At 59.7% G+C, this 26,679-nt stretch carries 20 protein-coding genes; 9 read left to right on the top strand and 11 right to left on the bottom strand.

The features are described 5' to 3' along the window. Window positions 1-24: 24 nt before the first annotated feature. From KGB23_RS18875 to KGB23_RS18855, 5 genes are all read left to right on the top strand, one after another. A complete protein-coding gene (locus KGB23_RS18875; RefSeq protein WP_223432144.1) occupies window positions 25-1,020 on the top strand; it encodes a zinc transporter ZntB in 996 nt (331 codons plus the stop codon). A 63-nt stretch (window positions 1,021-1,083) separates the two neighbouring features. Continuing rightward, window positions 1,084-1,332, top strand: coding sequence for a hypothetical protein (locus tag KGB23_RS18870; protein WP_008146303.1), 249 nt, complete (start codon window positions 1,084-1,086; stop codon window positions 1,330-1,332). A 2-nt stretch (window positions 1,333-1,334) separates the two neighbouring features. After that, complete coding sequence (locus KGB23_RS18865) at window positions 1,335-2,159, top strand: mechanosensitive ion channel family protein (protein ID WP_008027407.1); 825 nt, start codon at window positions 1,335-1,337, stop codon at window positions 2,157-2,159. Window positions 2,160-2,247: 88 nt separating this feature from the next. Further along, entirely contained in the window at window positions 2,248-2,838 is a 591-nt protein-coding gene (gene sigX, locus KGB23_RS18860) for an RNA polymerase sigma factor SigX (protein ID WP_010456518.1), read from the top strand. A gap of 107 nt (window positions 2,839-2,945) precedes the next feature. Next, entirely contained in the window at window positions 2,946-3,980 is a 1,035-nt protein-coding gene (locus KGB23_RS18855) for an OmpA family protein (RefSeq protein WP_150655276.1), read from the top strand. Between the two features lie 151 nt (window positions 3,981-4,131). On the opposite strand, the gene cobA is transcribed toward KGB23_RS18855, so the two are convergent. The 8 genes from cobA to KGB23_RS18815 all read right to left on the bottom strand — a co-directional run bounded on the left by cobA (window position 4,132) and on the right by KGB23_RS18815 (window position 15,827). Further along, complete coding sequence (cobA, locus tag KGB23_RS18850) at window positions 4,132-4,893, bottom strand: uroporphyrinogen-III C-methyltransferase (protein WP_223432143.1); 762 nt, start codon at window positions 4,891-4,893, stop codon at window positions 4,132-4,134. A gap of 11 nt (window positions 4,894-4,904) precedes the next feature. Beyond that, a complete protein-coding gene (locus KGB23_RS18845; protein ID WP_223432142.1) occupies window positions 4,905-7,619 on the bottom strand; it encodes a nitrate reductase in 2,715 nt (904 codons plus the stop codon). Next, window positions 7,619-7,936 carry a nitrite reductase small subunit NirD gene (gene nirD / locus KGB23_RS18840; protein WP_008146292.1) on the bottom strand — a complete coding sequence of 106 codons (318 nt, stop codon included), beginning with the start codon at window positions 7,934-7,936 and terminating at the stop codon, window positions 7,619-7,621. Before nirD ends, KGB23_RS18845 begins: the two co-directional genes overlap by 1 nt. Continuing rightward, window positions 7,933-10,386: a nitrite reductase large subunit NirB gene (gene nirB / locus KGB23_RS18835; protein ID WP_223432141.1), complete on the bottom strand. Its 2,454-nt coding sequence runs from the start codon at window positions 10,384-10,386 to the stop codon at window positions 7,933-7,935. The genes nirD and nirB overlap by 4 nt, the downstream gene beginning before the upstream one ends. Window positions 10,387-10,789: 403 nt before the next feature. Next, window positions 10,790-12,460, bottom strand: coding sequence for a bifunctional protein-serine/threonine kinase/phosphatase (locus tag KGB23_RS18830; protein ID WP_223432140.1), 1,671 nt, complete (start codon window positions 12,458-12,460; stop codon window positions 10,790-10,792). Between the two features lie 7 nt (window positions 12,461-12,467). Continuing rightward, on the bottom strand, window positions 12,468-13,679 hold the full coding sequence (locus KGB23_RS18825) for a nitrate/nitrite transporter (protein WP_223432139.1): 1,212 nt from the start codon (window positions 13,677-13,679) through the stop codon (window positions 12,468-12,470). A 345-nt stretch (window positions 13,680-14,024) separates the two neighbouring features. After that, window positions 14,025-14,600 carry an ANTAR domain-containing response regulator gene (locus KGB23_RS18820; protein WP_008146285.1) on the bottom strand — a complete coding sequence of 192 codons (576 nt, stop codon included), beginning with the start codon at window positions 14,598-14,600 and terminating at the stop codon, window positions 14,025-14,027. 15 nt (window positions 14,601-14,615) lie between these two features. Then, entirely contained in the window at window positions 14,616-15,827 is a 1,212-nt protein-coding gene (locus KGB23_RS18815) for a CmpA/NrtA family ABC transporter substrate-binding protein (RefSeq protein ID WP_223432138.1), read from the bottom strand. A 229-nt stretch (window positions 15,828-16,056) separates the two neighbouring features. On the opposite strand from KGB23_RS18815, the gene KGB23_RS18810 reads away from it, so the two are divergent. After that, window positions 16,057-17,076, top strand: coding sequence for a quinone-dependent dihydroorotate dehydrogenase (locus KGB23_RS18810; RefSeq protein ID WP_223432137.1), 1,020 nt, complete (start codon window positions 16,057-16,059; stop codon window positions 17,074-17,076). A 293-nt stretch (window positions 17,077-17,369) separates the two neighbouring features. Here the strand turns inward: KGB23_RS18810 and rmf are convergent, their stop codons facing one another. Continuing rightward, a complete protein-coding gene (rmf, locus tag KGB23_RS18805) occupies window positions 17,370-17,585 on the bottom strand; it encodes a ribosome modulation factor (RefSeq protein WP_003223300.1) in 216 nt (71 codons plus the stop codon). A gap of 530 nt (window positions 17,586-18,115) precedes the next feature. Here rmf and rlmKL point away from each other — a divergent pair. After that, window positions 18,116-20,386 carry a bifunctional 23S rRNA (guanine(2069)-N(7))-methyltransferase RlmK/23S rRNA (guanine(2445)-N(2))-methyltransferase RlmL gene (gene rlmKL, locus KGB23_RS18800; RefSeq protein ID WP_223432136.1) on the top strand — a complete coding sequence of 757 codons (2,271 nt, stop codon included), beginning with the start codon at window positions 18,116-18,118 and terminating at the stop codon, window positions 20,384-20,386. 142 nt (window positions 20,387-20,528) lie between these two features. After that, window positions 20,529-22,928 (top strand): GGDEF domain-containing protein, encoded by a 2,400-nt coding sequence (locus KGB23_RS18795; RefSeq protein WP_223432135.1) that lies wholly within the window; start codon window positions 20,529-20,531, stop codon window positions 22,926-22,928. A gap of 154 nt (window positions 22,929-23,082) precedes the next feature. On the opposite strand, the gene dacB is transcribed toward KGB23_RS18795, so the two are convergent. After that, window positions 23,083-24,543 carry a D-alanyl-D-alanine carboxypeptidase/D-alanyl-D-alanine-endopeptidase gene (gene dacB, locus KGB23_RS18790; protein WP_223432134.1) on the bottom strand — a complete coding sequence of 487 codons (1,461 nt, stop codon included), beginning with the start codon at window positions 24,541-24,543 and terminating at the stop codon, window positions 23,083-23,085. 234 nt (window positions 24,544-24,777) lie between these two features. On the opposite strand from dacB, the gene KGB23_RS18785 reads away from it, so the two are divergent. Further along, entirely contained in the window at window positions 24,778-25,122 is a 345-nt protein-coding gene (locus tag KGB23_RS18785; protein ID WP_007896965.1) for a YggL family protein, read from the top strand. Window positions 25,123-25,264: 142 nt separating this feature from the next. Here KGB23_RS18785 and KGB23_RS18780 read toward each other — a convergent pair whose 3' ends face one another. Beyond that, the gene (locus KGB23_RS18780) at window positions 25,265-26,455 is read right to left on the bottom strand and encodes a benzoate/H(+) symporter BenE family transporter (protein WP_223432133.1); all 1,191 of its coding nucleotides are present in this window, start codon (window positions 26,453-26,455) and stop codon (window positions 25,265-25,267) included. Window positions 26,456-26,679: the final 224 nt, after the last annotated feature.

Raw genomic sequence — 26,679 nt, 5'->3', positions numbered from 1 at the left:
CGCTACACCAACAAAGGGGTGAGGATGTTCGAGGAAGAAAACGCGCAGTGGGGGCTGGTGCATGCCCTGGTGCTGGACGGTAAAGGCGGTGCGCGTTCGATAGCCCGGACTGAACTCGATGACTTGCAGCTGCAGACCCATGAAAGCCTGTGGCTGCACTGGGATCGCAGTCACCCGCAAACCCGGACCTGGTTGCGAAAATCCAGCGGTCTGAGCGAATTCAGTTGTGATCTTTTACTTGAAGAAAACACCCGACCGCGTCTTTTACAGCTTTCGGACAGCGAACTGCTGCTATTTTTGCGTGGGGTCAACCTGAACCCGGGCGCCGAGCCGGAAGACATGGTCTCGGTGCGGATTTTTGGGTCAGCCCAGCGGGTTATTTCTCTGCGTTTGCGTCCATTGCGCGCCACCGATGAGTTGCTGGTGCAGCTCGCCGAAGGCAAAGGACCGAAAACGGCGTCAGAACTCATCCTTTGTATGGCGCAATACCTCACCAACAAGGTGCAGGATCTGGTCAGTTGCCTCTCGGAAGTGGTCGATGAGGAAGAAGAAAAGCTGGATGCCGACGAACGGTACACACCCGAGCACGGCGCCGTTTTGCAGATCCGTCGCAGGGCCGCTGCGCTGAAACGTTTTCTTGCACCGCAGCGGGAAATATTCGGACAGCTGACACGGATAAAACTGCCTTGGTTCGTCGAAGACGACGGTGATTACTGGAACGAATTGAACAACAGCCTGACCCGGTATCTCGAGGAGCTGGAATTGACCCGGGAGCGGGTGGGGTTGGTCCTTGAGGCCGAAGATAGACGTTTGAGCGTGCGAATGAACCGCACGATGTACCGCTTCGGGATCATCACCGGGATCTTTTTGCCGATGAGTTTTCTGACGGGGCTTCTGGGCATCAATGTCGGCGGGATTCCGTTCTCTGCAAGCCCCTATGGCTTCCTGATCGCGTGCCTGATGATGGTCTCGGTGGCGCTGGGGCAGTGGTGGTTATTCCGACGTTTGCGCTGGGTCTGAGGGTGAGCCATGTGACCCGAGCAAATTTGACCGCGTCTTTCACAGACATCACGAGAGGTGCGTATGCACGATCCGTTTGAACAGTCTTTGCGTGACATGCTCAAGGCATCACCGTCCACCCGGGACGACGATGCGTGCCTTGGGCGTGTACTGAAAACCGCCAACCGCCAGGTCGGCGCCGGTGATCTGTTCAGCCTGCTGGGCCGCTGGCTGCCCGCGCTGATGATCGCCTTGAATAACGGATCGGCCCATGTCGCTCCGGTTTCCCGTCACCGTAAACCTACCGTTCGCACTGCTGATAAGGCTGATTGAATATGGAACTTGATCTCTGGACTCAGAGCCTCGTCACTGCAATGACTGCGTTATGGACCAAGGTTGCAAATTTCATCCCGAACCTGTTCGGCGCACTGGTTGTGCTGCTGTTGGGTTTCGTCGTTGCGAAACTTTTGGACACTTTGCTGTCCAAGTTGCTCGCCAAGCTGGGGCTCGATCGCCTGATGGGCGGCACCGGACTGACCAAATTGTTGTCCCGGGCTGGCCTTCAAGTGCCGATCTCGACCTTGATTGGCAAGATTGTCTATTGGTTCGTTCTGCTGATTTTTCTGGTTTCTGCCGCAGAATCCCTTGGACTTGAGCGAGTTTCGGCTACGCTTGACATGCTTGCGCTGTATTTGCCGAAAGTATTTGGCGCCGCGCTGGTGCTGCTGGTGGGTGTTTTGCTCGCGCAATTGGCCAATGGGCTGGTGCGGGGGGCGGCAGAGGGCGTAGGGCTGGACTACGCTGCGGGCTTGGGGCGAATTGCCCAGGGCCTGGTAATTATCATCAGTATTTCGGTCGCGATCAGCCAGTTGGAGGTCAAGACTGACCTGCTCAACCACGTGATTGTGATCGTATTGATTACCGTTGGTCTGGCGGTTGCGCTGGCCATGGGGTTGGGAAGCCGGGAAATTGCCGGTCAGATTCTTGCGGGAATCTATGTGCGTGAGTTGTATCAGGTTGGGCAACAAGTGCGTGTTGGCGAGGTCGAAGGTCAGATCGAAGAGATCGGCACGGTTAAAACCACATTGCTGACCGATGAGGGTGAGCTAGTCTCACTCTCCAATCGGATTCTCCTGGAACAGCATGTGAGTAGCCGCTAACCCGGCAAACCCTGCTAATGTATGCCGCCGCAAAATGCCCTGAAAAGGGTTGCGGCGGACATTGACCTGACTGTCGGCCCGACTTGTTTTGAATAAAGCTCAATCGCTGTCCACGCGCTACGACCCCCGCGAGCTCTCTGATGAGGAGTTGGTCGCGCGCTCGCATACCGAGCTGTTTCACGTAACTCGCGCCTATGAAGAACTGATGCGGCGTTACCAGCGAACATTGTTTAACGTCTGTGCGCGGTATCTTGGGAACGATCGTGACGCAGACGATGTCTGTCAGGAAGTGATGTTGAAGGTGCTGTATGGCCTGAAGAACTTCGAGGGCAAATCGAAGTTCAAGACATGGCTATATAGCATCACGTACAACGAGTGCATCACGCAGTATCGGAAAGAACGGCGAAAGCGTCGCTTGATGGATGCTTTGAGTCTGGACCCCCTCGAGGAAGCGTCTGAAGAAAAGACGCCGAAACCTGAGGACAAGGGTGGACTCGATCGCTGGTTAGTGTATGTGAACCCGATTGACCGTGAAATTCTGGTGCTACGATTTGTCGCAGAGCTGGAATTTCAAGAGATCGCGGATATCATGCACATGGGTTTGAGTGCGACAAAAATGCGTTACAAACGTGCTCTAGATAAATTGCGTGAGAAATTTGCAGGCATTGCTGAAACTTAGTTCGGCGCAAATATCTCTTACGTGTAGGCAAGTTCTGATAGACTTGCCGCCGAGTTGTCCCCCGGTTTGCGGGACTGCTTCACAATCACCAGATGGGGATTTAACGGATGAAACTGAAAAACACCTTGGGCTTGGCCATTGGTTCTTTGATTGCCGCCACTTCGTTCGGCGCTCTGGCACAAGGCCAAGGCGCAGTTGAAATCGAAGGCTTCGCCAAGAAAGAACAATTCGACAGCGCTCGTAACTTCAAGAACAACGGCAACCTCTTCGGTGGTTCGGTTGGTTACTTCCTGACCGACGACGTTGAACTGCGTCTGGGCTACGACGAAGTGCACAACGTGCGTTCCGACGACGGTCGTAACATCAAGGGCGCTGATACCGCTCTGGACGCTCTGTACCACTTCAACAACCCAGGCGACATGGTCCGTCCATACGTTTCTGCCGGTTTCTCGGACCAGAGCATTGGCCAGAACGGCGGTGGCGGTCGTAACCGTTCCACTTTCGCCAACGTTGGCGGCGGTGCCAAGCTGTACTTCACCGAGAACTTCTACGCCCGTGCTGGCGTTGAAGCTCAATACAACATCGACCAGGGCGACACCGAGTGGGCTCCAAGCGTCGGTATCGGTGTGAACTTCGGTGGCGGCTCCAAGCCTGCTGCTGCTCCAGTTCCAGCACCCGCTGAAGTCTGCTCCGACAGCGACAACGATGGCGTGTGCGACAACGTTGACAAGTGCCCGGACACCCCAGCCAACGTAACTGTTGACGCTGATGGCTGCCCAGCAGTTGCTGAAGTTGTTCGTGTTGAGCTGGACGTGAAATTCGACTTCGACAAGTCGGTAGTCAAGCCAAACAGCTACGGCGACATCAAAAACCTCGCTGACTTCATGAAGCAGTACCCATCCACCAGCACTACTGTTGAAGGTCACACTGACTCCGTCGGTCCTGACGCTTACAACCAGAAACTGTCCGAGCGTCGTGCAAACGCCGTTAAGCAAGTTCTGACCAACCAGTACGGTGTTGAATCGTCCCGCGTTCAGTCTGTTGGCTACGGCGAATCCCGCCCTGTTGCTGACAACAAAACTGAAGCTGGTCGCGCTGTAAACCGTCGCGTAGAAGCGCAGGTTGAAGCTCAAGCTAAGTAATTAGCTCGCAGCTCTGAAAAGCCCGGCTTAGGCCGGGCTTTTCTTTGTCTGCGATTTGGGTTTTAGCGGGAGATTTGCGTTGCGGCGAAAAGATCGTCCGAAACGCGGCCCGAGCCTTCGGCAGCTCCTACGGGATTGGATTTGCACACGGTCAATGTAGGAGCTGCCGAAGGCTCGGGCCGCGTTCGGACGATCTTTTGATCTCATCACTCCCCGCGACAGCACCGATCACCAGGATCGCCGGGCTTTTGAGCTCGAAGCTGCTGGCATCTTCTTCCATCGCTGTCAGATCGCTCCGACATTCCCGTTGGTGTGGCAGGGAAGCGTTTTCAATCATTGCCACCGGTGTATCCGCCGACATTCCTCCGGCGAGCAACTGCTCACGAATCTCGCTCAGTTTTGCGACACCCATATACACCACCAGCGTCGTGCCACCTTGGGCCAGGGCTTGCCAGTTCAGGCTACTGCCATCCTGAGTGTGGGCGGTGACCAGCGTCACGCCACGAGCAACGCCCCGCAGGGTCAACGGAATGTCGCATTGTGTTGCTCCGGCAAGCCCGGCAGTGATGCCGTTGGCCAGTTCCACTTCGACCCCATGTTCACGCAGCCACTGCGCCTCTTCACCGCCTCGGCCAAAAATGCACGGGTCGCCGCCCTTGAGCCGCACCACGCATTTACCCTGGCGGGCGTAACGCAGCATCAGGCGATGAATGAACGCCTGAGGTGTGGAGCGACACCCGCCGCGCTTGCCCACGGGAATGATCCGCGCCTGCGGGCAATGCTCCAGCACTGCATCGTTGACCAGGTCATCGATCAGCACCACATCCGCTTCGCTCAACGCCCGCACGGCCTTGAGGGTCAACAATTCCGGATCGCCAGGACCCGCACCCACCAGCCAGACTTTTGCGCTCATAGTGTTTTTCCTCACGAGGTGACGGCGACCGGCTGCGCAGTGGCGGCCAGCAAACGCTTGATTTCCGGGACGCAGGAGCCGCATTGCGTGCCGCAGCCCAATTCTTGTTTCAAACCCTGCAGGTCCAGGCCGCGGCTAATGCCGGCGCAGACCGCGCTTTGGCTGACGTTTTTGCAGTTGCACAGGGTTTTGTTACCGGCGGTCGGCGTATTGGCGTTGCCCGGTGGGGCGCTCAGCGGTGCCAGCAGCCAGCGCCGCAGTTGTTCGTCGGCGCGACCTTCCAGCCACAGGCTTTGCAGCCAGTGTTGGGCAAGGGTTTCACCGGCCAGGCGAATGGCAGTGATCCGGCCGTTCTCGATCCGCACGCGTTTACCGATGGAGCGCCGTGGGTCGTCGTAGGCCAAAACCGGGCCATCGTTGAGTCCCAGGCATTGATCGATATCACGCAGCAATTGCGGGTCGGGCGCAGCGGCGCTGGCAGCGCGTATCAGCAACGCGGGACGTTCGCGACCGGCCAAGCTGAGGCTGACGTAGGAAAACGCCTCACAGAGTGGCCGTAGCGTCTCAAAATGCTGTTGAACATCGCCCTCGATCAGGGCGAACAGGTTCCATGGCAGTTGCACCGGTTCCAGGCGCACGCCGCTGTGTTTGAGTTCGGGCTGTTTCGATAGCGGGTCGAAGGCGGGAAGAGTGAGGGTATTTACGCCACCCTTGAGGAAGCGGTCACCCCAATGCATCGGCAGAAAGGCCTGACCGGGTCGCACGCTGTCGTCACCGCCGACGGCGACAATCACCGCGCCACGGCGACTTTTCAGACTGACCAGGTCGCCCGATTGCAGCCGATGCCGGCGCAGTTCATCCGGGTGCAAACTCAACACCGCTTCGCTGACGTGGCCGAATAGCTGTGCGGCGGTGCCGGTGCGGCTCATGCCGTGCCATTGGTCCCGCAGGCGGCCGGTGATCAGGGTCAGCGGGAAGCGCGCGTCGCGTTGTTCCTTGGCGGCGCGGTACGGGTCGGCCACGAATTGCGCACGTCCGCTGGCCGTCGGGAAAATTCCGTCCAGGTACAGCCGGGCCGTGCCTTCGCCGGCGCCAGTGGGGAAGGGCCATTGCTGCGGGCCGAGGCGGTCGATCAGTGCATGACTGATGCCGGACAAGTCCAGATCACGTCCGCGGGTCAATTGCTTGTATTCGTCGAAGACCTGCGCCGGGTTTTCAAAGGCAAACAGGCTGGTTTGCCCGGGACGCAGATATTTTTCCAGGCGCTGTGCGAAATCCACCGTGATCGCCCAGTCCGAGCGGGTTTCACCGGGTGCGACGATCGCTCGGCGAACGTGGGAAATGCGCCGTTCGGAGTTGGTCACCGTACCGTCCTTTTCGCCCCAACTGGCGGCGGGCAGCAACAGGTCTGCGAAGGCTGCGGTTTCGGTGGTACGAAAGGCCTCCTGCAACACCACGAACGGGCAGGCTTGCAGTGCCGCGCGTACGGCGGTTTGATCCGGCATTGATTGCGCAGGGTTGGTGCAAGCGATCCACAGCGCCTTGATTTTTCCGCTGCGCACCTGCTCAAACAACTCGATAGCGGTGAGCCCGGTGTTTGCAGGCAGTTGATCCACGCCCCAATACGCCGCCACTTCCGCGCGATGTTCGGCATTGGCGGCCTCGCGATGGCCTGGCAGCAGGTTCGACAAGCTGCCGGTTTCGCGGCCGCCCATGGCATTTGGCTGACCGGTCAGCGAGAAAGGTCCTGCGCCGGGGCGGCCGATTTGCCCGGTGGCCAGGTGCAGGTTGATCAGTGCGCTGTTTTTCGCGCTGCCGGCGGTGGACTGGTTCAAGCCCATGCACCACAGCGACAGGAAGCTCGGTGAAGTGCCAACCCATTCGGCGCATTGCTGCAGTTGCTCGACGCTGATCCCGCAGAGCTGCGAAACCATCTGCGGCGTGTAATCGCGCACCAGGTTCTTCAGTTCGGCCAAGCCTTCGGTGTGGGCCTTGATGAAGTCGCGGTCGACCCAGTCTTCCCACAGCAGCAGGTGCAAAATCCCATGGAACAAGGCGACATCGGTGCCCGGCAGAATGGCCAAATGCAGGTCAGCCAGATCGCAGGTGTCGGTACGACGCGGGTCGATGACGATGACTTTCATCTGCGGCCGGCGGGATTTCGCTTCCTCCAGTCGACGGAAAAGTATCGGGTGGGCGTAGGCCATGTTGCTGCCGACGATCATCACGCAGTCGCTCAATTCCAGGTCTTCGTAGCTGCACGGCGGTGCGTCGGCGCCCAGGCTGCGCTTGTAGCCGACCACTGCCGAAGACATGCACAGGCGTGAATTGCTGTCGATGTTGTTGGTGCCCACTAGCGCTCGCGCCAGTTTGTTGAAGGCGTAGTAATCCTCGGTCAGTAATTGCCCGGAAATGTAGAACGCCACGCTGTCCGGGCCGTGTTCGGCGATAGTCTCGGCAAAAACGCTGGCGGCGTGATCGAGGGCGGTGTCCCAGTCAGTGCGGCTACGGGCCAGGCCTTTGCCCAGGCGCAGTTCGGGATACAACGCCCGGGCCGCGAGGTCGCCGGTCAGGTGCAAGGTAGAGCCTTTACTGCACAGTTTGCCGAAGTTGGCCGGGTGGGCCGGATCGCCGCTGACGCCGAGAATGCGCTCGCCGTCATGCTCGATCAGCACGCCGCAGCCGACCCCGCAATAGCAGCAGGTGGAAGCGGTGATCTGGTTCATCAGCTTGCTTCCCGCAGGGCCAGCAACACCCGGCCATTCTCGACCCGTGCTGAATGGTGGTGAGCGCAACCGATGTCCGGGGCCTGGGCTTCGCCGGTTTCCAGGTCGATCTGCCAGTTATGCAGCGGGCAGGCGACCCGTTTGCCGTAGATCAAACCTTGGGACAGTGGCCCGCCCTTGTGCGGGCAACGGTCGTCGAGTGCGAAAACCTCATCATCGCTGGTACGAAAAATCGCGATGTCGCCTTTCGGGCCCGCGATGATCCGCGAGCCCAGGGCATTGATTTCTTCCAGTGCGCAGATATCCAGCCAGTTCATGCCGACACCTCCAGGTTCTTCACTGCGATGACTTCGAATTCTTTCTTCAGCAGCGGTTGTTCCAGGCGTTCCTTCCACGGGTCCTGTTCGAACGACAAGGAAAACTGCAAGCGATCGTTGAGCGCCTTGCGCCGCTCCGGGTCTTCCAGCACGGCTTTCTTGATGTGTTCCATGCCGACCCGTTGCAGGTAATGCACGGTGCGTTCGAGGTAGAAAGCTTCTTCGCGATAGAGCTGCAGGAACGCGCCGTTGTATTCGCGCACTTCCTCGGCGGTTTTCAGCTTGACGAAGAATTCCGCGACTTCGGTCTTGATCCCGCCGTTGCCGCCGATGTACATCTCCCAGCCCGAATCCACGCCGATAATTCCGACGTCCTTGATGCCCGCTTCCGAACAGTTGCGTGGGCAACCGGAGACGGCCAGTTTCACTTTGTGCGGCGACCACATGTTGAACAGGTCGTGCTCAAGCTCGATGCCCAGTTGCGTGGAGTTCTGGGTGCCGAAGCGGCAGAACTCGCTGCCGACGCAAGTCTTCACGGTGCGGATGGATTTGCCGTAGGCGTGGCCGGACGGCATGTCGAGATCCTTCCAGACGCCTGGCAAGTCCTGCTTCTTGATCCCCAGCAAATCGATACGCTGGCCTCCGGTCACCTTGACCATTGGCACGTTGTATTTGTCGGCCACGTCGGCAATGCGCCGCAGTTCCGAAGGATTGGTCACACCGCCCCACATCCGAGGGACTACAGAGTAAGTGCCGTCCTTCTGAATGTTGGCGTGGGCGCGTTCATTGATCAGGCGCGATTGCGGATCGTCCTTGGCTTCGCCAGGCCAGGTGGAAATCAGGTAGTAGTTGAGCGCCGGGCGGCACGTGGCGCAGCCGTTCGGCGTGCGCCAGTTCAAATAGCTCAGGGTGCCGGCGATGGTCAGCAGATGCTGCTCGCGGATGGCCTGACGAATTTGCCCGTGGTTCAGGTCGCTGCAACCGCAAATGGCTTTTTCGCTTTTCGGTTTGACGTCTGCGGCGCCGCCCACGGTGTTGATCAGGATCTGTTCCACCAGGCCAGCGCAAGAGCCGCAGGAGCTGGCAGCCTTGGTGTGCTTCTTGACGTCGTCGACGCTGAACAACCCGTGCTCCTGAATCGCCTTGACGATGGTGCCTTTGCACACGCCGTTGCAGCCGCAGACTTCGGCGGTGTCGGCCATGCTCATGGCTTTGTCCTGGCCTTGATGTCCTACGTCGCCTAAAGCGTTTTCGCCGAACATCAGGTGATCGCGGATCTCGTCGATGGCGTGATTCTCACGGATCTGCCGGAAATACCAGCCACCGTCTGCCGTATCGCCGTACAGACAGGCCCCGACCAGCACGTCATCCTTGATCACCAGTTTTTTGTAGACCCCGCCGATAGGGTCGGAGAGGGTGATGGTTTCGGTGCCTTCGCCGCCCATGAAGTCGCCGGCGGAGAACAGGTCGATGCCGGTCACTTTCAATTTGGTCGACGTCACCGAACCCTTGTAGGTGGCGAAGCCCAGTTGGGCGAGGTGGTTGGCGCAGACCTTGGCCTGTTCAAACAGCGGCGCCACCAGGCCGTAAGCGATGCCGCGGTGGCTGGCGCATTCGCCGATGGCGTAGATGCGCGGGTCGTAGGTTTGCAGGGTGTCGTTGACCAGAATCCCGCGGTTGCAGGGGATGCCGGATTTTTCCGCGAGTTCGGTGTTGGGGCGAATACCGGCGGCCATCACCACCAGGTCGGCGGGGATGATGTCGCCATTCTTGAACTCAACCGAGCCGACCCGGCCATTGCCGGCATCGTGCAGGGCCTGGGTTTGCTCGCAAAGACGAAAGTGCAGGCCGCGGGCCTCCAGGGCGGTTTGCAGCAACTGGCCGCTGGTTTTATCCAGTTGCCGCTCCAGCAACCATTCACCGATGTGCACCACGGTGACGTGCATGCCGCGCAGCATCAGGCCGTTGGCGGCTTCCAGGCCGAGCAGGCCGCCACCGATCACAACGGCGTGCTTGTGGGTTTTCGCGGTGTTGATCATTGCCTGGGTGTCGGCGATGTCGCGGTAGCCGATCACGCCGTGCAAGGTGTTGCCGGGGATCGGCAGGATGAACGGAGTCGAGCCGGTGGCGATCAGCAGACGATCGTATTCGGCCTCGCTGCCGTCTTCGGCGATCACCCGGCGTTTGACCCGGTCGATCTCCACCACTTTGCGGTTGAGCAGCAGTTTGATGTTGTTGTCCAGGTACCAGTCCAGATCGTTCAGCACGATCTCTTCGAAGGTTTGTTCGCCGGCCAGCACGGGCGACAGCAGGATGCGGTTGTAGTTGGTATGAGGTTCGGCGCCGAAGACCGTGATGTCGTACAGCTCATTGCTCAGCTTGAGCAGTTCTTCCAGGGTACGAACCCCGGCCATGCCGTTGCCGATCATCACCAGTTTTAGTTTTTTCATCAGGTTCTCCGGGGAGCTCGGACCCGCCTCATCAGGGCTTACAGGTCTTGCTCGACAAAATTTGCGCAAACAAAAAAAGGCGTCCCGCTAGTTGCCTAGCGAGGACGCCTTTGTCCTGGTCCCGTTCTCTCGGGAAGCGCATCCTTCGTCGTTGAAGGCTGGGCTTTATGTCTGTTGAGAAAGGTAATGCAGTGGTTGTGCCAAGTCGGACAAATGCCGAATTTATGGGCTCTCAGCATGGGAGAAGGGTGTTTGCGTGCACCGGTTCAATGCGCGATGCCCGGTTTTGAAGCAGAAAGATCAAAAGATCGCAGGCTGCGCCAGCTCCTACAGGGGATCGTGGGCCACCCGTAGGAGCTGGCGCAGGCTGCGATCTTTTGATCTTTTGGGGGCAGTGAAAAACTCAGCCATGAAACAGTAAAAACAGCAGCACCAGGTTCACCAGCAACGACACCAGCGCCAAGGTCCGCCAGACCTTCAACGGTTCGCGCTCCAGCAGCGGTCTGGGTCGCACGCTCAAACTGCGCCGCTCGCCCTGTTCCAACAGCAGCAACCATTCTTCCGCCGTTTCAAAGCGCTGACCCGGATCCGCCGCCACAGCGCGCTCCAGACTTTGCGCAATCCATTCCGGCAGGTCGGGTCGATAGCGACTGGCGCTGACAGAAACCCCGAACCGTGGGCGCTGGAAGGCTTCGATTTCGCCGTAGGGATAATGCCCGGTGAGCAGGAAATACAAGGTCACGCCGACGGCATACAAATCCTGTTGCGGTGTCGGTGCTTCCCCACGAAAGGCTTCCGGCGCGATATAGCTGGGCGTTCCAGGCAGGGCAGAAGGCTGATCTTCAGACAGGCCGGGGCAGTAGGCGAGACCGAAGTCCAGCAGGCGTAATTCGCCGTCGTCCCCCAGCAGCAGGTTCTCCGGTTTGATGTCGCGATGGAGAATCTGCCGTCGATGCAGTATGCCAACGGCGCGCAGCAGGCGTTCGGCCAGATCCAGCCATTGGGGCAGAGGCAGTGGTCCGACATCTGCTTGCAGTTCCGCCAAGGTAAATCCGGAATATTCCCGCATCACGTAGTACAAATGCTGACGCTGACTGGCGGCATGGACTTCAGGGAAATGCCGCCCGGCCACGCGCTTGAGAAACCATTCTTCCGACAGCAACGCCTGCCCGGCCAAGTGATCGTCACGCAGCGCGCCCGGCAAGGTTTTCAGCAGCCAGGGTTGTTGTTGCCCATCGCGTACCCGATAGAGCAATGACTGCTGGCTCTGACCGAGTATCCCTTCGACCTGCCAACCCTCGAAAGTCTGGCCTGGTTTCAAGGCTGGCGGCAGTGGCCATTGCTGCAAATGAATCAACGCATCGCCGATGCTCGTTTCACCCAGGGCATCGACTCGCACCAGCAAGGCGCTGGCGTTGTCCTGGCTGCCGGCCAGATGTGCCGCGTTGACCAAGGTCTGCGCCGCGGTGTTCAGATCCGGTTGATCGCGCAGAATTGCCGCAATCGCGGTGTCGCCCAGCACGGCCCAAATACCGTCGCTGAGCAATACGAAACTTTCGTTCAGCCGCAGTTCGCCATCGAGAAAATCCAGCACCAAATGCTGATCGAGCCCCAATGCTCGCTTGAGCACATGCTGCATGCCTGGTTGGTCCCAGACGTGATCCTCACTGACCCGCTGCAAAGTGTCGGCGTGCCAGCGATAAACCCGGCAATCGCCGACATGAGCCAAGGTAAACCGCCTACCGCGCATGACTAAAGCACTGACAGTGGTGAGCAACGGTTGCCCGCCACCATTGGCCTGCAACCAGCGGTTTTGTGCCAGCAGCAGGCGATCCAGTGCCTGCGCGACGCCCCAGGTTTCCGGCGTTGCGTAGTAATCCAGCGCCAGTGCCTGCAGCGTCGAGCGGGCGGCGAGACCGCCATCGGCGCACTGGCTGACGCCATCGGCGATGGCGAACAGGTAACCCTTGCTCGCCGCCAGCGCCGGGGCTGGAGTCACCAAGCGCAGGGCGTCCTGATTCTCCTCGCGAGGGCCGATGGCGCTCGCTTCGGCAAAACTCAGTTGCAGGCTCATTGAGGCCTCAGACCCGAGCAGCGGTCACGGCTGCCGAACCCCAAGTGGTTCTCCAGCGACGTTTCACGCCGTGCAGACCGAACCACGCCAGAACGCCAAGGCTGGCGAACAACCACAACGCCAGTTGATAGCTGCCGGTGCTTTGCTTGATCGCGCCCATGCCCGCTGCCAGTGCAAATCCACCAATACCGCCGGCCATGCCGATCAAACCGGTCATCACGCCGATCTCCCGACGAAAGCGCTGCGGCACCAATTGGAAAACGGCGCCGTTACCGGCACCCAAACCGAGCATGGTGCAGACGAAAAGTGCCAGCGCGGCGTAGGAACTCGGCAGATTGAAACCCACCGCAGTGATGCAGACCGCCGCCACCGTGTACATCCCCAAAAGGGTGCGAATGCCACCGAAGCGGTCGGCCAGCGCGCCGCCCAACGGACGCATCAAGCTGCCACCGAACACGCAGGCTGCGGTGTAGTAACCGGCAGTTACCGGGCTGAGGCCATATTGGTCGTTGAAATAGCCGGGCAGGGCACTGGCCAGGCCGATGAAGCCGCCGAAGGTCACGCTGTAGAAAAACATGAACCACCAGCTGTCGCGGTCGCCCAAGGCCTTGAAGTAGTCGGACACGGACTTGGCTTTTGGCCGCTCAGGCGCGTTTTTGGCCAGCCAGGCGAAGACGATGATGGTCAGGATCAGCGGGATCAGCGCGAAGCCGAACACGTTGCTCCAGCCAAACGCAGCCGCCAGCACCGGGGCGATCAGTGCGGCGAGCACGGTGCCCGAGTTACCGGCACCGGCGATACCCATGGCTTTGCCTTGGTGTTGTGGTGGGTACCATTGCGAGGCCAGCGGCAGGGCGACGGCGAAGGACGCGCCGGCCATGCCGAGGAACAGGCCCAGCACCAGCGCTTGTTCGTAACTGTGAATGCCGAGTTTCCAGGCGCCGAACAGGGCGCAGATGACGATCACCTGGCCAATCAGCCCGGCGGTTTTCGGTGACAGGCGATCAGCCAGCAAGCCCATTACAAAGCGCAACACCGCCCCGGCCAGAATCGGCGTGGCCACCACCAGCCCGCGCTGCTGGGTGGTCAGGTGCAGATCGGCGGCGATTTGCACTGCCAGTGGGCCGAGCAGGTACCAGACCATGAAACTCAGGTCGAAATAGAGGAAGGCCGCGAACAATGTCGGGGTATGGCCAGATTTCCAGAAGCTTGAATTCATCGCGCACCTCAGCTGTTAGGAGTCTCGAGAAGGAGTCATGAGCTTGCAGGTGGGGCGCCGCATCGGCCGCACCACCGGCCCCGGTCTGTGGGGCCAAAACAAAAAAACGCCGCCACCGGATTCGCCAAAGGGCAAATGAGGTGAGCGACGTCTTTGTCGTAGGTGGGGCAACCGCCGTTGGTTACCTGTAGCGATTACCTAGCGAGATCTGTGCCAACAGTCGAAACCGAGTCGCGGCCATTCGCGAGCAAGCCCGCTCCCACATTAGACCGCGATCAAATGTGGGAGCGGCGGTGCGGCGATCCGACTTGCTCGCGAAGGCGATAGGGCATTCACCGCAGGGCTTCAGCCGAGCAGCTCGCTCATGGCAATGATCTGCTCCGCCACCTGAATCAGCTTCTGCTGCCGGCTCATGGCCTGGCGGCGCATCAGGGTGTAGGCCTCTTCCTCGTTGCAGTCCTTCATTTTCATCAGCAGCCCTTTGGCCAGCTCGATGCGCTTGCGCTCGGCCAGTTGCTGGTCGCGGGCGTTGAGTTGGGCGCGCAGGGCCTGGTCGCTTTCAAAGCGCGCCATGGCCACATCGAGAATCGGCTGCAAGCGCTGTGCGTGGATGCCTTCGACGATGTAGGCACTGACCCCGGACTTGATCGCCTGACGCATCACGTCGGGGTCATGTTCATCGGTAAACATCACGATCGGCCGCGGTTGGTCGCGGCTCACCAGCACCACTTGTTCCATCACATCGCGGCTCGGTGACTCGGTATCGATCAAAATCACGTCCGGACGCACCGTTTCGACGCGCGCGGGCAGGTCGATGGTCAGACCCGACTCGTCGATCACCTCGAATCCGGCTTCGGTCAGGGCCGCTTTCAGGCGACCGACTTTCTTCGCGGTGTCGTTGATCAGCAGGATACGCAACATATTCGCAGTCTCCTGTCAGCGGCTGGCGAGAAGGGGCGAGCTGTCGCTCATGGCGTGCAGCTTGAAACTGCGGGCATAGCCGGCGGGGTCCAGGCCATCCCAGACCTTGCCGTCGATCAACTGGCTGCTGCGCATTGGCTGATCACTCGCGGCCACACCTACAGCGGTGGCGGCCTCTCGATACAAGTCTAGTTGCTGGACCTGACGGGCCACGCCCAGGTAGTCCGGGTCGTCGCGCAACAAACCCCAACGACGGAATTGAGTCATGAACCACATGCCATCGGACAGATACGGCAGATTGACCTCGCCATCACCATGGAAGCGCAGTGCGTGCGGGTCCTGCCAGCGATTACCCAGGCCATCGGCGTAGTCACCGAGCAATCGCGGTTCGATGCAGTCGAGTGGCGCGTCGAGGTATTCGGGTGCGCTCAACAGCTTCGCGGTGCTGCGGCGATTCTCGGTACTTTCTTCGATGAAGCGGCTGGCCTCCAGAATCGCCATCACTAGCGCCCTTGCGGTGTTGGGGTATTGCTCGACAAAGGCGCGGGTGCAACCGAGGACTTTTTCCGGATGATCGGGCCAGATGGTTTGGGAGGTTGCCATCGTGAACCCCAGGTTCTGCTGCACCGCGCTGGCGGACCACGGCTCGCCGACGCAGAAGCCATCGATGCGTCCGGCTTGCAGGTGCGCGACCATTTGCGGCGGCGGCACGACCACGCTGTCAACGTCCTGCAACGGATGGATGCCCTGACTCGCAAGCCAGTAATACAGCCACATGGCGTGGGTGCCCGTAGGAAATGTCTGGGCGAAGGTGAGTTTTGGGCGACTTTGGTGCACGTGCCGTTCCAGTGCTTCAGGACTGGTCACGTCCAGCGCCTGTAAGCCATGGGAGAGGTTGATGCTCTGGCCATTCTGATTCAGGCCCATGAGCACCGCCATGTCGGTCGATGCGACACCGCCGATGCCCAAATGCACGGCGTAGATCAAACCGTACAGACTGTGCGCGGCGTCGAGTTCGCCACTGACCAGTTTGTCCCGCAGGTTGGCCCAGGACGACTGGCGCTTGAGATTCAGGGTCAGGCCATAAGGTTGGGCAAAGCCCTGCGTGGCCGCGACCACTACCGAGGCGCAGTCACTCAGGGCCATGAAGCCAAGGTTGATTTCGGTCTTTTCCGGGGCATCGCTGCCGTTGACCCAGGCCAGAGGGTTGGCTGGAACTTCAATCATCAGTAAACACCTTCCATAAAAAAGCGCCGGACCGGGCTGCTTGCCAGGGCAAGGCCAAGTGACGACGCCTTTGTCTTTCGACTCATCCCGCCGTTGGCATGAGTGCTGATGTCAGTGACGGTGCAAGGCATATGCCATCGCTCGCTGATTTTGTCGCGCGCCTCGCCTGCAACCCCGATGCCCGGCTATAATCGCCGCCACTTTTCGTAGCCCAGAGTCAAACCCGCCCATGTACACCCTGGCCCGTCAGCTGTTGTTCAAACTTTCCCCGGAAACCTCCCACGATCTGTCCCTGGACCTGATCGGCGCGGGCGGGCGTTTGGGCCTCAACGGCTTGCTGTGCAAGGCACCGGCGAAAATGCCGGTGACTGTCATGGGCCTCGACTTCCCGAACCCGGTGGGTCTGGCGGCCGGTCTGGACAAGAACGGCGCGGCCATCGACGGTTTTGCGCAACTGGGTTTTGGTTTTGTCGAAATCGGCACCATCACCCCACGTCCGCAGCCGGGCAACCCGAAGCCACGCATTTTCCGTCTGCCGGAAGCCGAGGCGATCATTAACCGCATGGGGTTCAACAACCTTGGCGTCGATCACCTGCTGGCCCGAGTGGCGGCGGCCAAGTTCAAGGGCGTGCTGGGCATCAATATCGGCAAAAACTTCGATACCCCGGTTGAGCGGGCGGTCGACGACTACCTGATCTGCCTGGACAAGGTCTACGCCCACGCCAGCTACGTGACGGTCAACGTCAGCTCGCCGAACACCCCGGGCCTGCGCAGCCTGCAATTCGGCGATTCGCTGAAGCAATTGTTGGCCGACCTGGCGACGCGCCGCGCAGAACTGGCGCTGCGCCATGGCAAACATGTACCACTGGCGATCAAGATTGCGCCGGACATGACCGACGAAGAAACCGCTCAGGTCGCGCAAGCGCTGATCGAAACCGGGATGGACGCGGTGATCGCCACTAACACCACCCTGAGCCGCATCGGTGTTGAAGGCATGGAGCATGGTGACGAGGCGGGCGGTTTGTCCGGCGCACCGGTTCGCGACAAGAGCACCCACACCGTGAAGGTGCTGGCGGACGAGTTGGCCGGTCGCTTGCCGATCATCGCCGTGGGCGGCATCACCGAAGGCAAGCACGCAGCTGAGAAAATCGCTGCAGGTGCAAGCCTGGTGCAGCTCTATTCCGGCTTCATCTATAAAGGTCCGGCGCTGATTCGTGAATCCGTAGACGCAATAGCAGCCTTACGCTGACCGTGTAGCAGCTGCCGAGCACCGCGAGGCTGCGTTCGGCGGCAGAGCCGTCGTGAAACCTGAAAGCACGGTGTACCTGTAAGACCGCAGTGTCTGATTCTACGACTGCTCCGCCGCCGAACGCAGCCTCGCGGTGCTCGGCAGCTGCTACAAGGGAATTGAATTTCGGCGAAAAGCAGGCATAAAAAAGGGCTCCTCGAAGGAGCCCCTGGGCCGAAGCCCGCCGCCCGGATGGGGCGTGCGTGGTAAGTCGTTACGTAATCAGATTGTCGTGTCGGAGTGTGTGCCCTGTGTTAGCCGACGGCGTGAAGTTCGTTGAGTCTATGGATTCCCGCAGTGCCGGTCATACCGTCCCAGTTGTCGCCGCGTCCTTCTCGCCAGCCGTTAATCCAGGCTTGGCGTACCGACGGTAGAGTAAATGGGCAAAGCTCACGGGATTTGCCACCAACGCCATATTGATATCCGCGCAAAAATGCTCTTTCCAACGGATCACGCTTAAGTCTTCTCATAGGGTGTTGCCCTCACTTGTTGACTGTATTTATCGCGTCGACCTCAATTGAGGTCTGGCAGAAAAACTCCTGCCGTTGGGGCTCGCTGCCGGCGTCGCGAGCCAAGGTGTTGACGTCATTGCGGCGTCAACCTGTGTTGAGTTCTAACCAATGCGTCACATCGAGGGAATGATCGTTTTGTCATAAGGACGTAACGATAAAGATGGTATGGCGATAAGTAACACGATGTTGTCCCGTGTTTATTGGCAAAACCCCGGTATGATCAGCCCCGCGCTGCATGATGGGGTTAATCCTTTAATGAGAATGCCTCCTGTTGAATAGGGGGACTATTCGACGAAGGGTCGACTTATGACATTTTGTTGCATCAACTTTTTTATCTGTCTTTGCATCTAAGCTCTTTTAACCCGAGCTTGCAGGGGTGGGACGGCACACCTTCGTGCCACGCGGGCGCTCTTTTAGAAAAGCGCCTGATTGAAAACCGGGCCGGCAATGCGTTGCCGGTTCACTTAGCTAAAGGCTCTGGAATTACCATGTCCGATCGTTTCGAACTCTTCCTCACTTGCCCCAAAGGCCTTGAAGGCCTGCTCATCGAGGAAGCCATCGGGCTTGGCCTTGAGGAAGCGCGTGAGCACACCTCTGCCGTGCGCGGCATGGCCACCATGGAAACCGCTTATCGCCTGTGCCTGTGGTCGCGCCTGGCGAACCGGGTGCTGTTGGTGCTCAAGCGTTTCCCGATGAAGGATGCCGAAGACCTTTATCACGGCGTGCTGGATATCGAGTGGCAAGACCACATGCTCAACGACGGCACCCTGGCCGTTGAGTTCAGCGGTCACGGCTCGGGCATCGACAACACCCACTTCGGCGCCTTGAAGGTCAAGGACGCCATCGTCGACAAACTGCGCACACCGCAGGGTGACCGTCCGTCCATCGACAAGCTCAACCCGGACCTGCGCATTCACCTGCGCCTGGACCGTGGCGAAGCGATCCTGTCCCTCGACCTCTCGGGCCACAGCCTGCACCAGCGTGGCTATCGCTTGCAGCAGGGCGCGGCACCGCTGAAGGAAAACCTCGCGGCCGCAATCCTGATCCGTTCCGGCTGGCCACGCATTGCGGCTGATGGCGGCGCGCTGGCTGACCCGATGTGCGGTGTCGGTACGTTCCTCGTCGAAGCCGCGATGATCGCCGCCGACATGGCGCCGAACCTGCGTCGCGAGCAGTGGGGTTTCACAGCCTGGCTCGGTCACGTCCCGGCGCTGTGGAAAAAGCTTCACGAAGAAGCCACTGAGCGTTGCGCGGCCGGTTTGGCCAAGCCACCGCTGTGGATTCGCGGTTATGAAGCCGATCCACGCCTGATTCAACCGGGCCGCAACAACGTTGAGCGTGCCGGCCTGAGCGAGTGGATCAAGATTTACCAGGGCGAAGTCGGGACGTTCGAGCCACGTCCGGACCAGAACCAGAAAGGCCTGGTGATCTGCAACCCACCGTACGGCGAACGTCTGGGTGACGAGGCGAGCTTGCTCTATCTCTACCAGAACCTCGGCGAACGTCTGCGTCAGGCTTGCTTGAACTGGGAAGCCGCGGTATTCACCGGCGCCCCGGACCTGGGCAAGCGCATGGGCATCCGCAGCCACAAACAGTATTCGTTCTGGAACGGCGCGTTGCCGTGCAAGTTGCTGCTGATCAAGGTCACTCCAGACCAGTTTGTCACTGGCGAACGTCGCACCCCGGAACAGCGTCAGGTCGAGCGTGAACAAGCCGAAGTCGAAGTCGCAGACAACGACGTAGCACCCGGCAAGTACGAGAAGTACAACAAGAACGGCAACCCGATCAAACCGGCACCGGTGGTGATCGAGCAGCCGCGCTTGAGCGAAGGCGGGCAGATGTTTGCCAACCGTCTGCAAAAGAACCTCAAGGCCCTCGGCAAGTGGGTCAAGCGTGAAGGTATCGACTGCTACCGCGTCTACGATGCCGACATGCCGGAATATTCCATGGCCATCGACCTGTATCAGGATTGGGTCCACGTCCAGGAATACGCCGCGCCGAAATCCATCGATCCGGAAAAAGCCTCGGCACGTATGTTCGATGCCCTGGCTGCCATTCCGCAGGCCCTGAACATCGACAAGAGCCGCGTGGTGGTCAAACGTCGCGAGCGTCAGAGCGGCACCAAGCAATACGAACGCCAAGCGGCACAGGGCAAGTTCGTCGAGGTCAACGAAGGTGGCGTGAAGCTGCTGGTCAACCTCACCGACTACCTCGACACCGGGCTGTTCCTCGATCACCGGCCAATGCGCATGCGGATCCAGAAAGAGGCGGCCGGCAAGCGCTTCCTCAACCTGTATAGCTACACCGCAACCGCCAGTGTTCACGCAGCCAAGGGCGGCGCGCGCAGCACCACCAGCGTCGACCTGTCGAAAACCTATCTGGACTGGGCGCGTCGAAACCTGTCGCTGAACGGTTTCTCCGAGAAGAACCGTCTGGAGCAGGGCGACGTGATGGCTTGGCTCGACGCCTGCCGTGACGAATATGACCTGATCTTCATTGATCCGCCGACGTTCTCCAACTCCAAGCGCATGGAAGGGATCTTCGACGTGCAGCGTGACCAGGTGCAATTGATCGACCTGGCCATGGCGCGTCTGGCCCCGGGCGGCGTGTTGTACTTCTCCAATAACTTCCGCAAGTTCCAGCTCGAGGAAAACCTTGCCGAGCGTTATGCGGTCGAGGAAATCACCGCCCAGACCATCGATCCGGATTTCGCCCGTAATGGCAAAATCCACCGTGCCTGGAAAATCACGGCACGTTGACACTTGAAGGAATTGGATCCACAGAGCCTTGATTTTTAAAGGCTCTTGGCTTCTTTCTGTGCTGGTCAAATTGATGGCTAATAGCTATAACTCAACAAATGGCCAATGGGCTTTCCCGCACCTGGCGTTTTGAGTTGCGTCTATGTCGTTGCACGCCGTGCGCCCGAAGATCCTGGGTTTTATCAGTGAAGATGTCTCGGCCTGGCTGGTCGCACTGCTGGTATTGGTTGTCGGCGGAATTCTCACGGGATTGCTGGCGTGGTCGACGCTGAATCTGTTCCAACATCAATTGCGGCAACGTTTCCAACTGCTGGCCAGTGAACGTTACAGCCGTATCGAAGAACGCTTCGAAGATCAGGAGCAGCGCCTCGATGGCCTGCGCCGGTTCTTTGCCAATTCCGACTCGGTCTCCCGCGCGGAGTTCGACGGTTACACCCAACCGCTGCTGCACCGGACTCAGGCCTATTCCTTCGCCAAGCGGGTAACCGGTGCCGAACGAACGGAATTTGAACGCAAGGTGCGTGCAGAGGGTTTACCCGAGTTCACCCTGCGCGAACTCAATGCCGACGGCCAACTGCAACTGGCGGCCGAACGGGATGAGTACGTGGCGGTGCTGTATAGCCAGACCCAAAGCAAACTGGGTTCGCCGCTGGGCTACGACTTGTGGGCTCAACCCTTGCGCCGTTCCACCCTTGAACGGGCCGATCAGCACGGCGGCATGGCGGTATCGCAGCCGATGCATCTGGTCAGTATCGAACCGGCCTATGCGCGCGGCGTGCTGCTGGTCGCACCGGTGTTGCTGCGCAATAGTCCGGCTACGGCGGGGGTGAAATCGTACGGTTATGTCATGGCTGTGATCAGCATGCATCAGTTGCTGGCGGACGGGCTGCCGGAGGCGGGCCGTGACTACCTTTCGGTGCGCATCCTCGACTTATCCACAGACGATCAGCACGAAGTGCTTTATGAGTCCCCCAACACCTCGGCCCCCAGTGAGTTGGCTGCGTCCCGGCTGTTACGGCTTGCCGACCATGACTATCAAGTCGACATTCAGCCCAGCGATGCCTTCCTGCGAGCCAATCACTCTTCGGTGACCACCCTGGTGGTGCTGGGCAGTTTGCTCAGTCTGTTGCTCAGTGCCTTGCTTTATGTGCTGGTCAGTCAGCGTCGACGGGCGCTGAAAATGGTCGAGCAACGGACTCAGGAACTGCGCGCCCGCGAGCAGGAGTTGCGCGGCACCCATGGCCAGTTGCGTGGCGTGCTGAATGCCGCGACCCAAGTGGCGATCATCGCCACTGATCTGCGCGGGGTTATCCAAACCTTTAATGCCGGTGCCGAGCAAATGCTTGGCTACACCAGCGCTGAGGTGGTGGGCCACATGACCCTGGAAAACCTGCACCTGCCCCGAGAGCTCCTGGCACGTTCGGCGGAGTTGAGCGCGCGCTATGGCAAACCGATACCGACCTGCCAGGCGATGTTGGTCGAGGGCGGCGAGGAGGGTGGTCATGAGGCGCGGGAATGGACGCTGCTGCGTGGCGACGCCAGCCATTTGACGGTGAACATGCTGGCGACCCCGGTCCTCGACGAGCAAGGCTTGTGGGTCGGGCACCTGGCGATCTGTATCGACATCACCGAACGCAAGCGGGTCCACGAGGCCCTGGCGGCACGGGACCTGTTGTTGAAGAAACTCAGCGCCCATGTGCCCGGCGGGATCTACCAGTTCAAGATGGAGTTCGATGGGCGCTTCAGCGTGATCTACGCCAGCGACGGTATTCGCGAGATCTACGAACTTGAACCGGATGTGCTGTTGTTCAACGCCGAAGCGATTTTCACTCGGATTCATCCGCAGGACACCACCCGGGTCCGCGCTTCGATCCGGGCGTCGGCGGACACCCTCAGCCCTTGGCGCGAGGAATACCGCGTGCAGCTGCCCCTGCGCGGCCTGCGCTGGGTTCGTGGCGAGGCGACGCCGGAGGAATTGCCCGGTGGCGGCGTGCTCTGGCACGGCTATGTCTCGGACATCTCCGACTTGAAACGGGTGGAAGAAGAACTGCGGGCGCTATCGATCACCGACTCCCTGACCGGGATCCACAACCGCCGCTATTTCCAGGAACGCCTGACCACCGAAATGGTCCGGGTCGAACGCGGTGGCGGCGAACTGTCGGTGATCATGCTCGATATCGACCACTTCAAACGCATCAATGACCAGCATGGCCACGCGGTCGGCGATCGGGTGTTGCAGATTGTGTGCGAACGCATCGGTCATCGGTTGCGGCGCACCGACGTGTTCTGTCGCTTGGGTGGCGAGGAATTCATGGTGCTTTGCCCGGATATCAACGGCGAGCATGCCCATGTCCTGGCCTTGCAACTATGGCAAGGGTTGCGCAGTTCGCCGATCGAAGGCGTCGGGACCGTGACCGCCAGTTTCGGGATTGCCAGTTGGCGAGTCGGGGAGGGCGCGGATGCGCTGCTGCTGCGGGCGGATTCGGGGGTGTATGCGGCGAAACTGGCCGGGCGGGATCGGGTCGAAGGCGAGATGAGTTAGGTGCGGCTGTACGCAAAACCCTGTGGGAGCGGGCTTGCTCGCGAATGCGGAGTATCAGTCGACATTAATGCTGAATGACACACCGCATTCGCGAGCAAGTCGGATCGCCGCACCGCCGCTCCCACATTTGATCTCCAGTGTTTGGAGAGGCGGGTTACAGCACCGAAGCCGTTTCCGGCAGTTTCGGCTGGCGATACAGGTCCAGTAGCACCTGATCCAGCACCGACGACGCGCCAAACGGTGCCTTGTCGTTGAGGATCGCCACTACCGCCCAGGTATTGCCGTTGATGTCGCGGCTGAAGCCGGCAATCGCCCGAACCGTATTCAAGGTGCCGGTCTTGATGTGAGCTTCACCGCGCATCGCAGTGGTCTTGAGGCGTTTGCGCATGGTGCCGTCGGTGCCGGCAATCGGCATCGAACTGATGAACTCGGCCGAATACGGGCTTTTCCAGGCCGCTTGCAGCATGCCGGCCATTTCACGCGCACTCACCCGTTCGGCACGGGACAGGCCGGAACCGTTCTCCATCACCAGGTGCGGCGCGGTGATGCCTTTCTTCGCCAGCCACTGACGCACCACACGCTGTGCAGCCTTGGCATCGTCACCGTCGGCCTCGGTGCGGAACTGCGCACCCAGGCTCAGGAACAGCTGCTGGGCCATGGTGTTGTTACTGTATTTGTTGATGTCGCGGATGATTTCCGCCAGGTCCGGCGAGAAGGCCCGAGCCAGGACCTTGGCGTCTTTGGGGGTTGGCGCCAAACGGTCCACGCCCTGAATGCTGCCGCCCAGTTCCTTCCAGATCGCCCGCACGGCGCCTGCGGTATAGGTCGCGTGGTCGAGCAGCGACAGGTAAGTCTGGGAGCTGCACCCTTCGCCCAACTGGCCGCCGACCGTCACGGTCACGCTGCCATCGGCCTGGGTCACCGGGTTGTAACGCACGCCACCGGTGCATTGCTTGGAGTTGACGGCTTTGACCTGGTTTTCGATGCGAATGGTGGCAATCGGCGGTTCCACGGACACCAGCACCCGGCCGTTGTCGTTGCGTGCCACAAAGCGCAGGGCCTTGAGGTTGACCATCAGCGAGTCGGGTTTGACCAGGAACGGCTTGTTATCGTCATTGCCGTCGTCGTTGAACTGTGGCAATTGCGGTTGTACGAAGAAGCTGCGATCCAACACCAGGTCGCCAGTGATTTGCGTCACACCGTTGGCGCGCAGGTCACGCATCAGCAGCCAGAGTTTTTCCATGTTCAGCTTCGGATCGCCGCCACCCTTGAGGTAGAGGTTACCGTTGAGGATGCCGCCGCTGAGCGTGCCGTCGGTGTAAAACTCGGTTTTCCACTGGTGGTTCGGGCCGAGCATTTCCAGCGCCGCGTAAGTGGTGACCAGTTTCATGGTCGAGGCCGGATTGACAGAGACGTCAGCGTTGAAAATGGTCGGGGTGCCGGGGCCGTTGAGCGGGATCATCACCAGCGACAGGGCGTTGTCCTGCATCTTGCTGGCCTTGAGGGCTTTTTCAACGTTGGGCGACAGCGCGGTGTTGATCGGGGCGGCGGAAACAGAGAAGGCCAGAGGGAGCAGAAAACCGGCCAGTAACAATGGACGCAAAGATTTGATCATGTGAAATAAAACCCTACAGCCGAGGGGGGAAAAAAACGAGGGCATGAAGATAAATTCCCTCAGTGGTCATGAAAGTGTCGGCATTATGCCCCAAGGTGTAGCAGCTTGTGCCGTGCCCTGGCCTTCTAATCCGCTATTTTTTACCGACGGTAGGGCTTGCAACCCAGAGAGACGGGCAATCGGCGCCTTAAACTGCTAAAGTGCCGCCCGTTATTACTTATGAGGATTGTTCCAATGGCGACTAACCGTTCCCAGCGTCTGCGCAAAAAACTGTGCGTCGATGAATTTCAAGAGCTGGGTTTCGAACTGAACCTGGATTTCAAAGAAGATTTGGCTGATGAAGCCATTGATGCTTTCCTCGACGCGTTCCTGAAAGAAGCCATGGAAGCCAACGGTCTGGGCTATGTTGGCGGCGACGACTTCGGTCTGGTTTGCCTGCAGAAGCGTGGCTCGGTGTCCGAAGAGCAGCGTGCCGCTGTTGAAGCCTGGCTCAAAGGCCGCAGCGAACTGACTGAAGCGACTGTCAGCCCGCTGATCGACGTCTGGTACCCGGAAAAGCCGATCAATCCGGTAGCTTGATGTTGTAAAAAACGGCGACCCAAGGGTCGCCGTTTTTTTATGTCCGGAAGATCAAGAGCTCGCAGCCTCGTTTCACTCGACAGCTGCTACATGGATTGCATTGTCCTGTAGCAGCTGTCGAGTGAAACGAGGCTGCGAGCTTTTAGCTTTTACGCCAGTTCAGAATCACCAGCGTCAACACCCCTGCCACAATCCCCCAGAACGCCGAACCGATGGAAAACAGTGTCAGCCCCGACGCCGTCACCATAAAGGTAATCAGCGCCGCTTCCCGTTCCTTCACTTCGTTCATCGCAATGCTCAAGCCATTGATGATCGAGCCGAACAACGCCAGTGCCGCAATCGACAGCACCAACTCTTTCGGCAGCGCGGCAAACAGCGCTGCCAGCGTCGCGCCGAACACCCCGGCAATCCCGTAGAAAATCCCGCACCAGACGGCCGCCGTGTAGCGCTTGTTGCGATCTTCATGGGCATGCGGCCCGGTGCAAATCGCCGCGCTGATAGCCGCCAGGTTGATCCCGTGGGAACCGAACGGCGCCAGCAGCAACGAGGCGATGCCGGTGGTGGTGATCAGCGGCGAGGCCGGTACGGTGTAACCGTCGGCGCGCAGCACGGCGATACCGGGCATGTTCTGCGAGGTCATCGCCACCACGAACAGCGGAATGCCGATGCTGATGGTCGCGGCGAGGGAGAAGTGCGGTGTGGTCCAGACCGGTGTCGCCACTTCCAGGTGGAAGCCACTGAAATCCAGCAGGCCCATGAACCCTGACAGCGCCGTCCCGATCAACAGCGCGGCCAGTACGGCATAACGCGGCGACAGGCGTTTGACCACCAGATAAGTGAAGAACATGCCCAATACCAGCGCGGTGCGATGCTGCGCGGCGACGAATATTTCGCTGCCGATCTTGAACAGAATCCCCGCCAACAAGGCTGCGGCCAATGATGCTGGAATCTTTTTCACCAGCCGTTCGAAGCTGCCTGTGAGGCCGCAAATGGTCACCAGCACCGCGCAGGTAATGTAGGCGCCAATGGCTTCGCCGTAGGTCACGCCACCCAGACTGGTGATCAGCAACGCCGCGCCGGGTGTCGACCAGGCAATGGTGATTGGGGTGCGATAGCGCAAAGACAGGCCAATCGAACACACCGCCATGCCAATCGAGATCGCCCAGATCCACGAGGAAATCTGCCCGCTGGTCAGGCCCGCCGCTTGCCCGGCCTGGAACATCAGGACCAGCGAGCTGGTGTAACCGGTCATCATCGCAATGAAGCCGGCGACGATCGCAGAAGGCGACGTATCGGCCAAAGGGCGGAGCTGCGTGTGCGTGATGTCGTTCATGACAGCGGTGTTCCTTTTTACGTATGAAAATGTTCCGAAGTGAAGTCTTCCAATGCGTTCAAGCCTAAACTCAAAAGTAACCGGGCGTTGCAATACAGCCGAGGCCGCAAACAGCCGTACAGTCGTGTTGCCACCCGCCATTGTGTACAATCGCGGTGTTTTTTACGCGATACTTGCCAGCGACCCACTGTGCCGTATTACAGTCACGGTCAATTCGCCGCAGT

The sequence above is a fragment of the Pseudomonas sp. GL-B-26 genome, assembly GCF_019947405.1.
GTDB lineage: Bacteria > Pseudomonadota > Gammaproteobacteria > Pseudomonadales > Pseudomonadaceae > Aquipseudomonas.
Note: the sequence above shows the minus strand (reverse complement) of the source record. Positions and strands in the feature narration are given on the sequence as shown.

Coding starts and splice junctions, on each gene's coding strand:
- KGB23_RS18875 (WP_223432144.1), top strand. CDS start 25: ATGTTCGAGGAAGAAAACGCGCAGTGGGGGCTGGTGCATGCCCTGGTG.
- KGB23_RS18870 (WP_008146303.1), top strand. CDS start 1,084: ATGCACGATCCGTTTGAACAGTCTTTGCGTGACATGCTCAAGGCATCA.
- KGB23_RS18865 (WP_008027407.1), top strand. CDS start 1,335: ATGGAACTTGATCTCTGGACTCAGAGCCTCGTCACTGCAATGACTGCG.
- KGB23_RS18855 (WP_150655276.1), top strand. CDS start 2,946: ATGAAACTGAAAAACACCTTGGGCTTGGCCATTGGTTCTTTGATTGCC.
- cobA (WP_223432143.1), bottom strand. CDS start 4,893: ATGAGCGCAAAAGTCTGGCTGGTGGGTGCGGGTCCTGGCGATCCGGAA.
- KGB23_RS18845 (WP_223432142.1), bottom strand. CDS start 7,619: ATGAACCAGATCACCGCTTCCACCTGCTGCTATTGCGGGGTCGGCTGC.
- nirD (WP_008146292.1), bottom strand. CDS start 7,936: ATGAACTGGCTGGATATCTGCGCACTGGAAGAAATCAATGCCCTGGGC.
- nirB (WP_223432141.1), bottom strand. CDS start 10,386: ATGAAAAAACTAAAACTGGTGATGATCGGCAACGGCATGGCCGGGGTT.
- KGB23_RS18830 (WP_223432140.1), bottom strand. CDS start 12,460: ATGAGCCTGCAACTGAGTTTTGCCGAAGCGAGCGCCATCGGCCCTCGC.
- KGB23_RS18825 (WP_223432139.1), bottom strand. CDS start 13,679: ATGAATTCAAGCTTCTGGAAATCTGGCCATACCCCGACATTGTTCGCG.
- KGB23_RS18820 (WP_008146285.1), bottom strand. CDS start 14,600: ATGTTGCGTATCCTGCTGATCAACGACACCGCGAAGAAAGTCGGTCGC.
- KGB23_RS18815 (WP_223432138.1), bottom strand. CDS start 15,827: ATGATTGAAGTTCCAGCCAACCCTCTGGCCTGGGTCAACGGCAGCGAT.
- KGB23_RS18810 (WP_223432137.1), top strand. CDS start 16,057: ATGTACACCCTGGCCCGTCAGCTGTTGTTCAAACTTTCCCCGGAAACC.
- rmf (WP_003223300.1), bottom strand. CDS start 17,585: ATGAGAAGACTTAAGCGTGATCCGTTGGAAAGAGCATTTTTGCGCGGA.
- rlmKL (WP_223432136.1), top strand. CDS start 18,116: ATGTCCGATCGTTTCGAACTCTTCCTCACTTGCCCCAAAGGCCTTGAA.
- KGB23_RS18795 (WP_223432135.1), top strand. CDS start 20,529: ATGTCGTTGCACGCCGTGCGCCCGAAGATCCTGGGTTTTATCAGTGAA.
- dacB (WP_223432134.1), bottom strand. CDS start 24,543: ATGATCAAATCTTTGCGTCCATTGTTACTGGCCGGTTTTCTGCTCCCT.
- KGB23_RS18785 (WP_007896965.1), top strand. CDS start 24,778: ATGGCGACTAACCGTTCCCAGCGTCTGCGCAAAAAACTGTGCGTCGAT.
- KGB23_RS18780 (WP_223432133.1), bottom strand. CDS start 26,455: ATGAACGACATCACGCACACGCAGCTCCGCCCTTTGGCCGATACGTCG.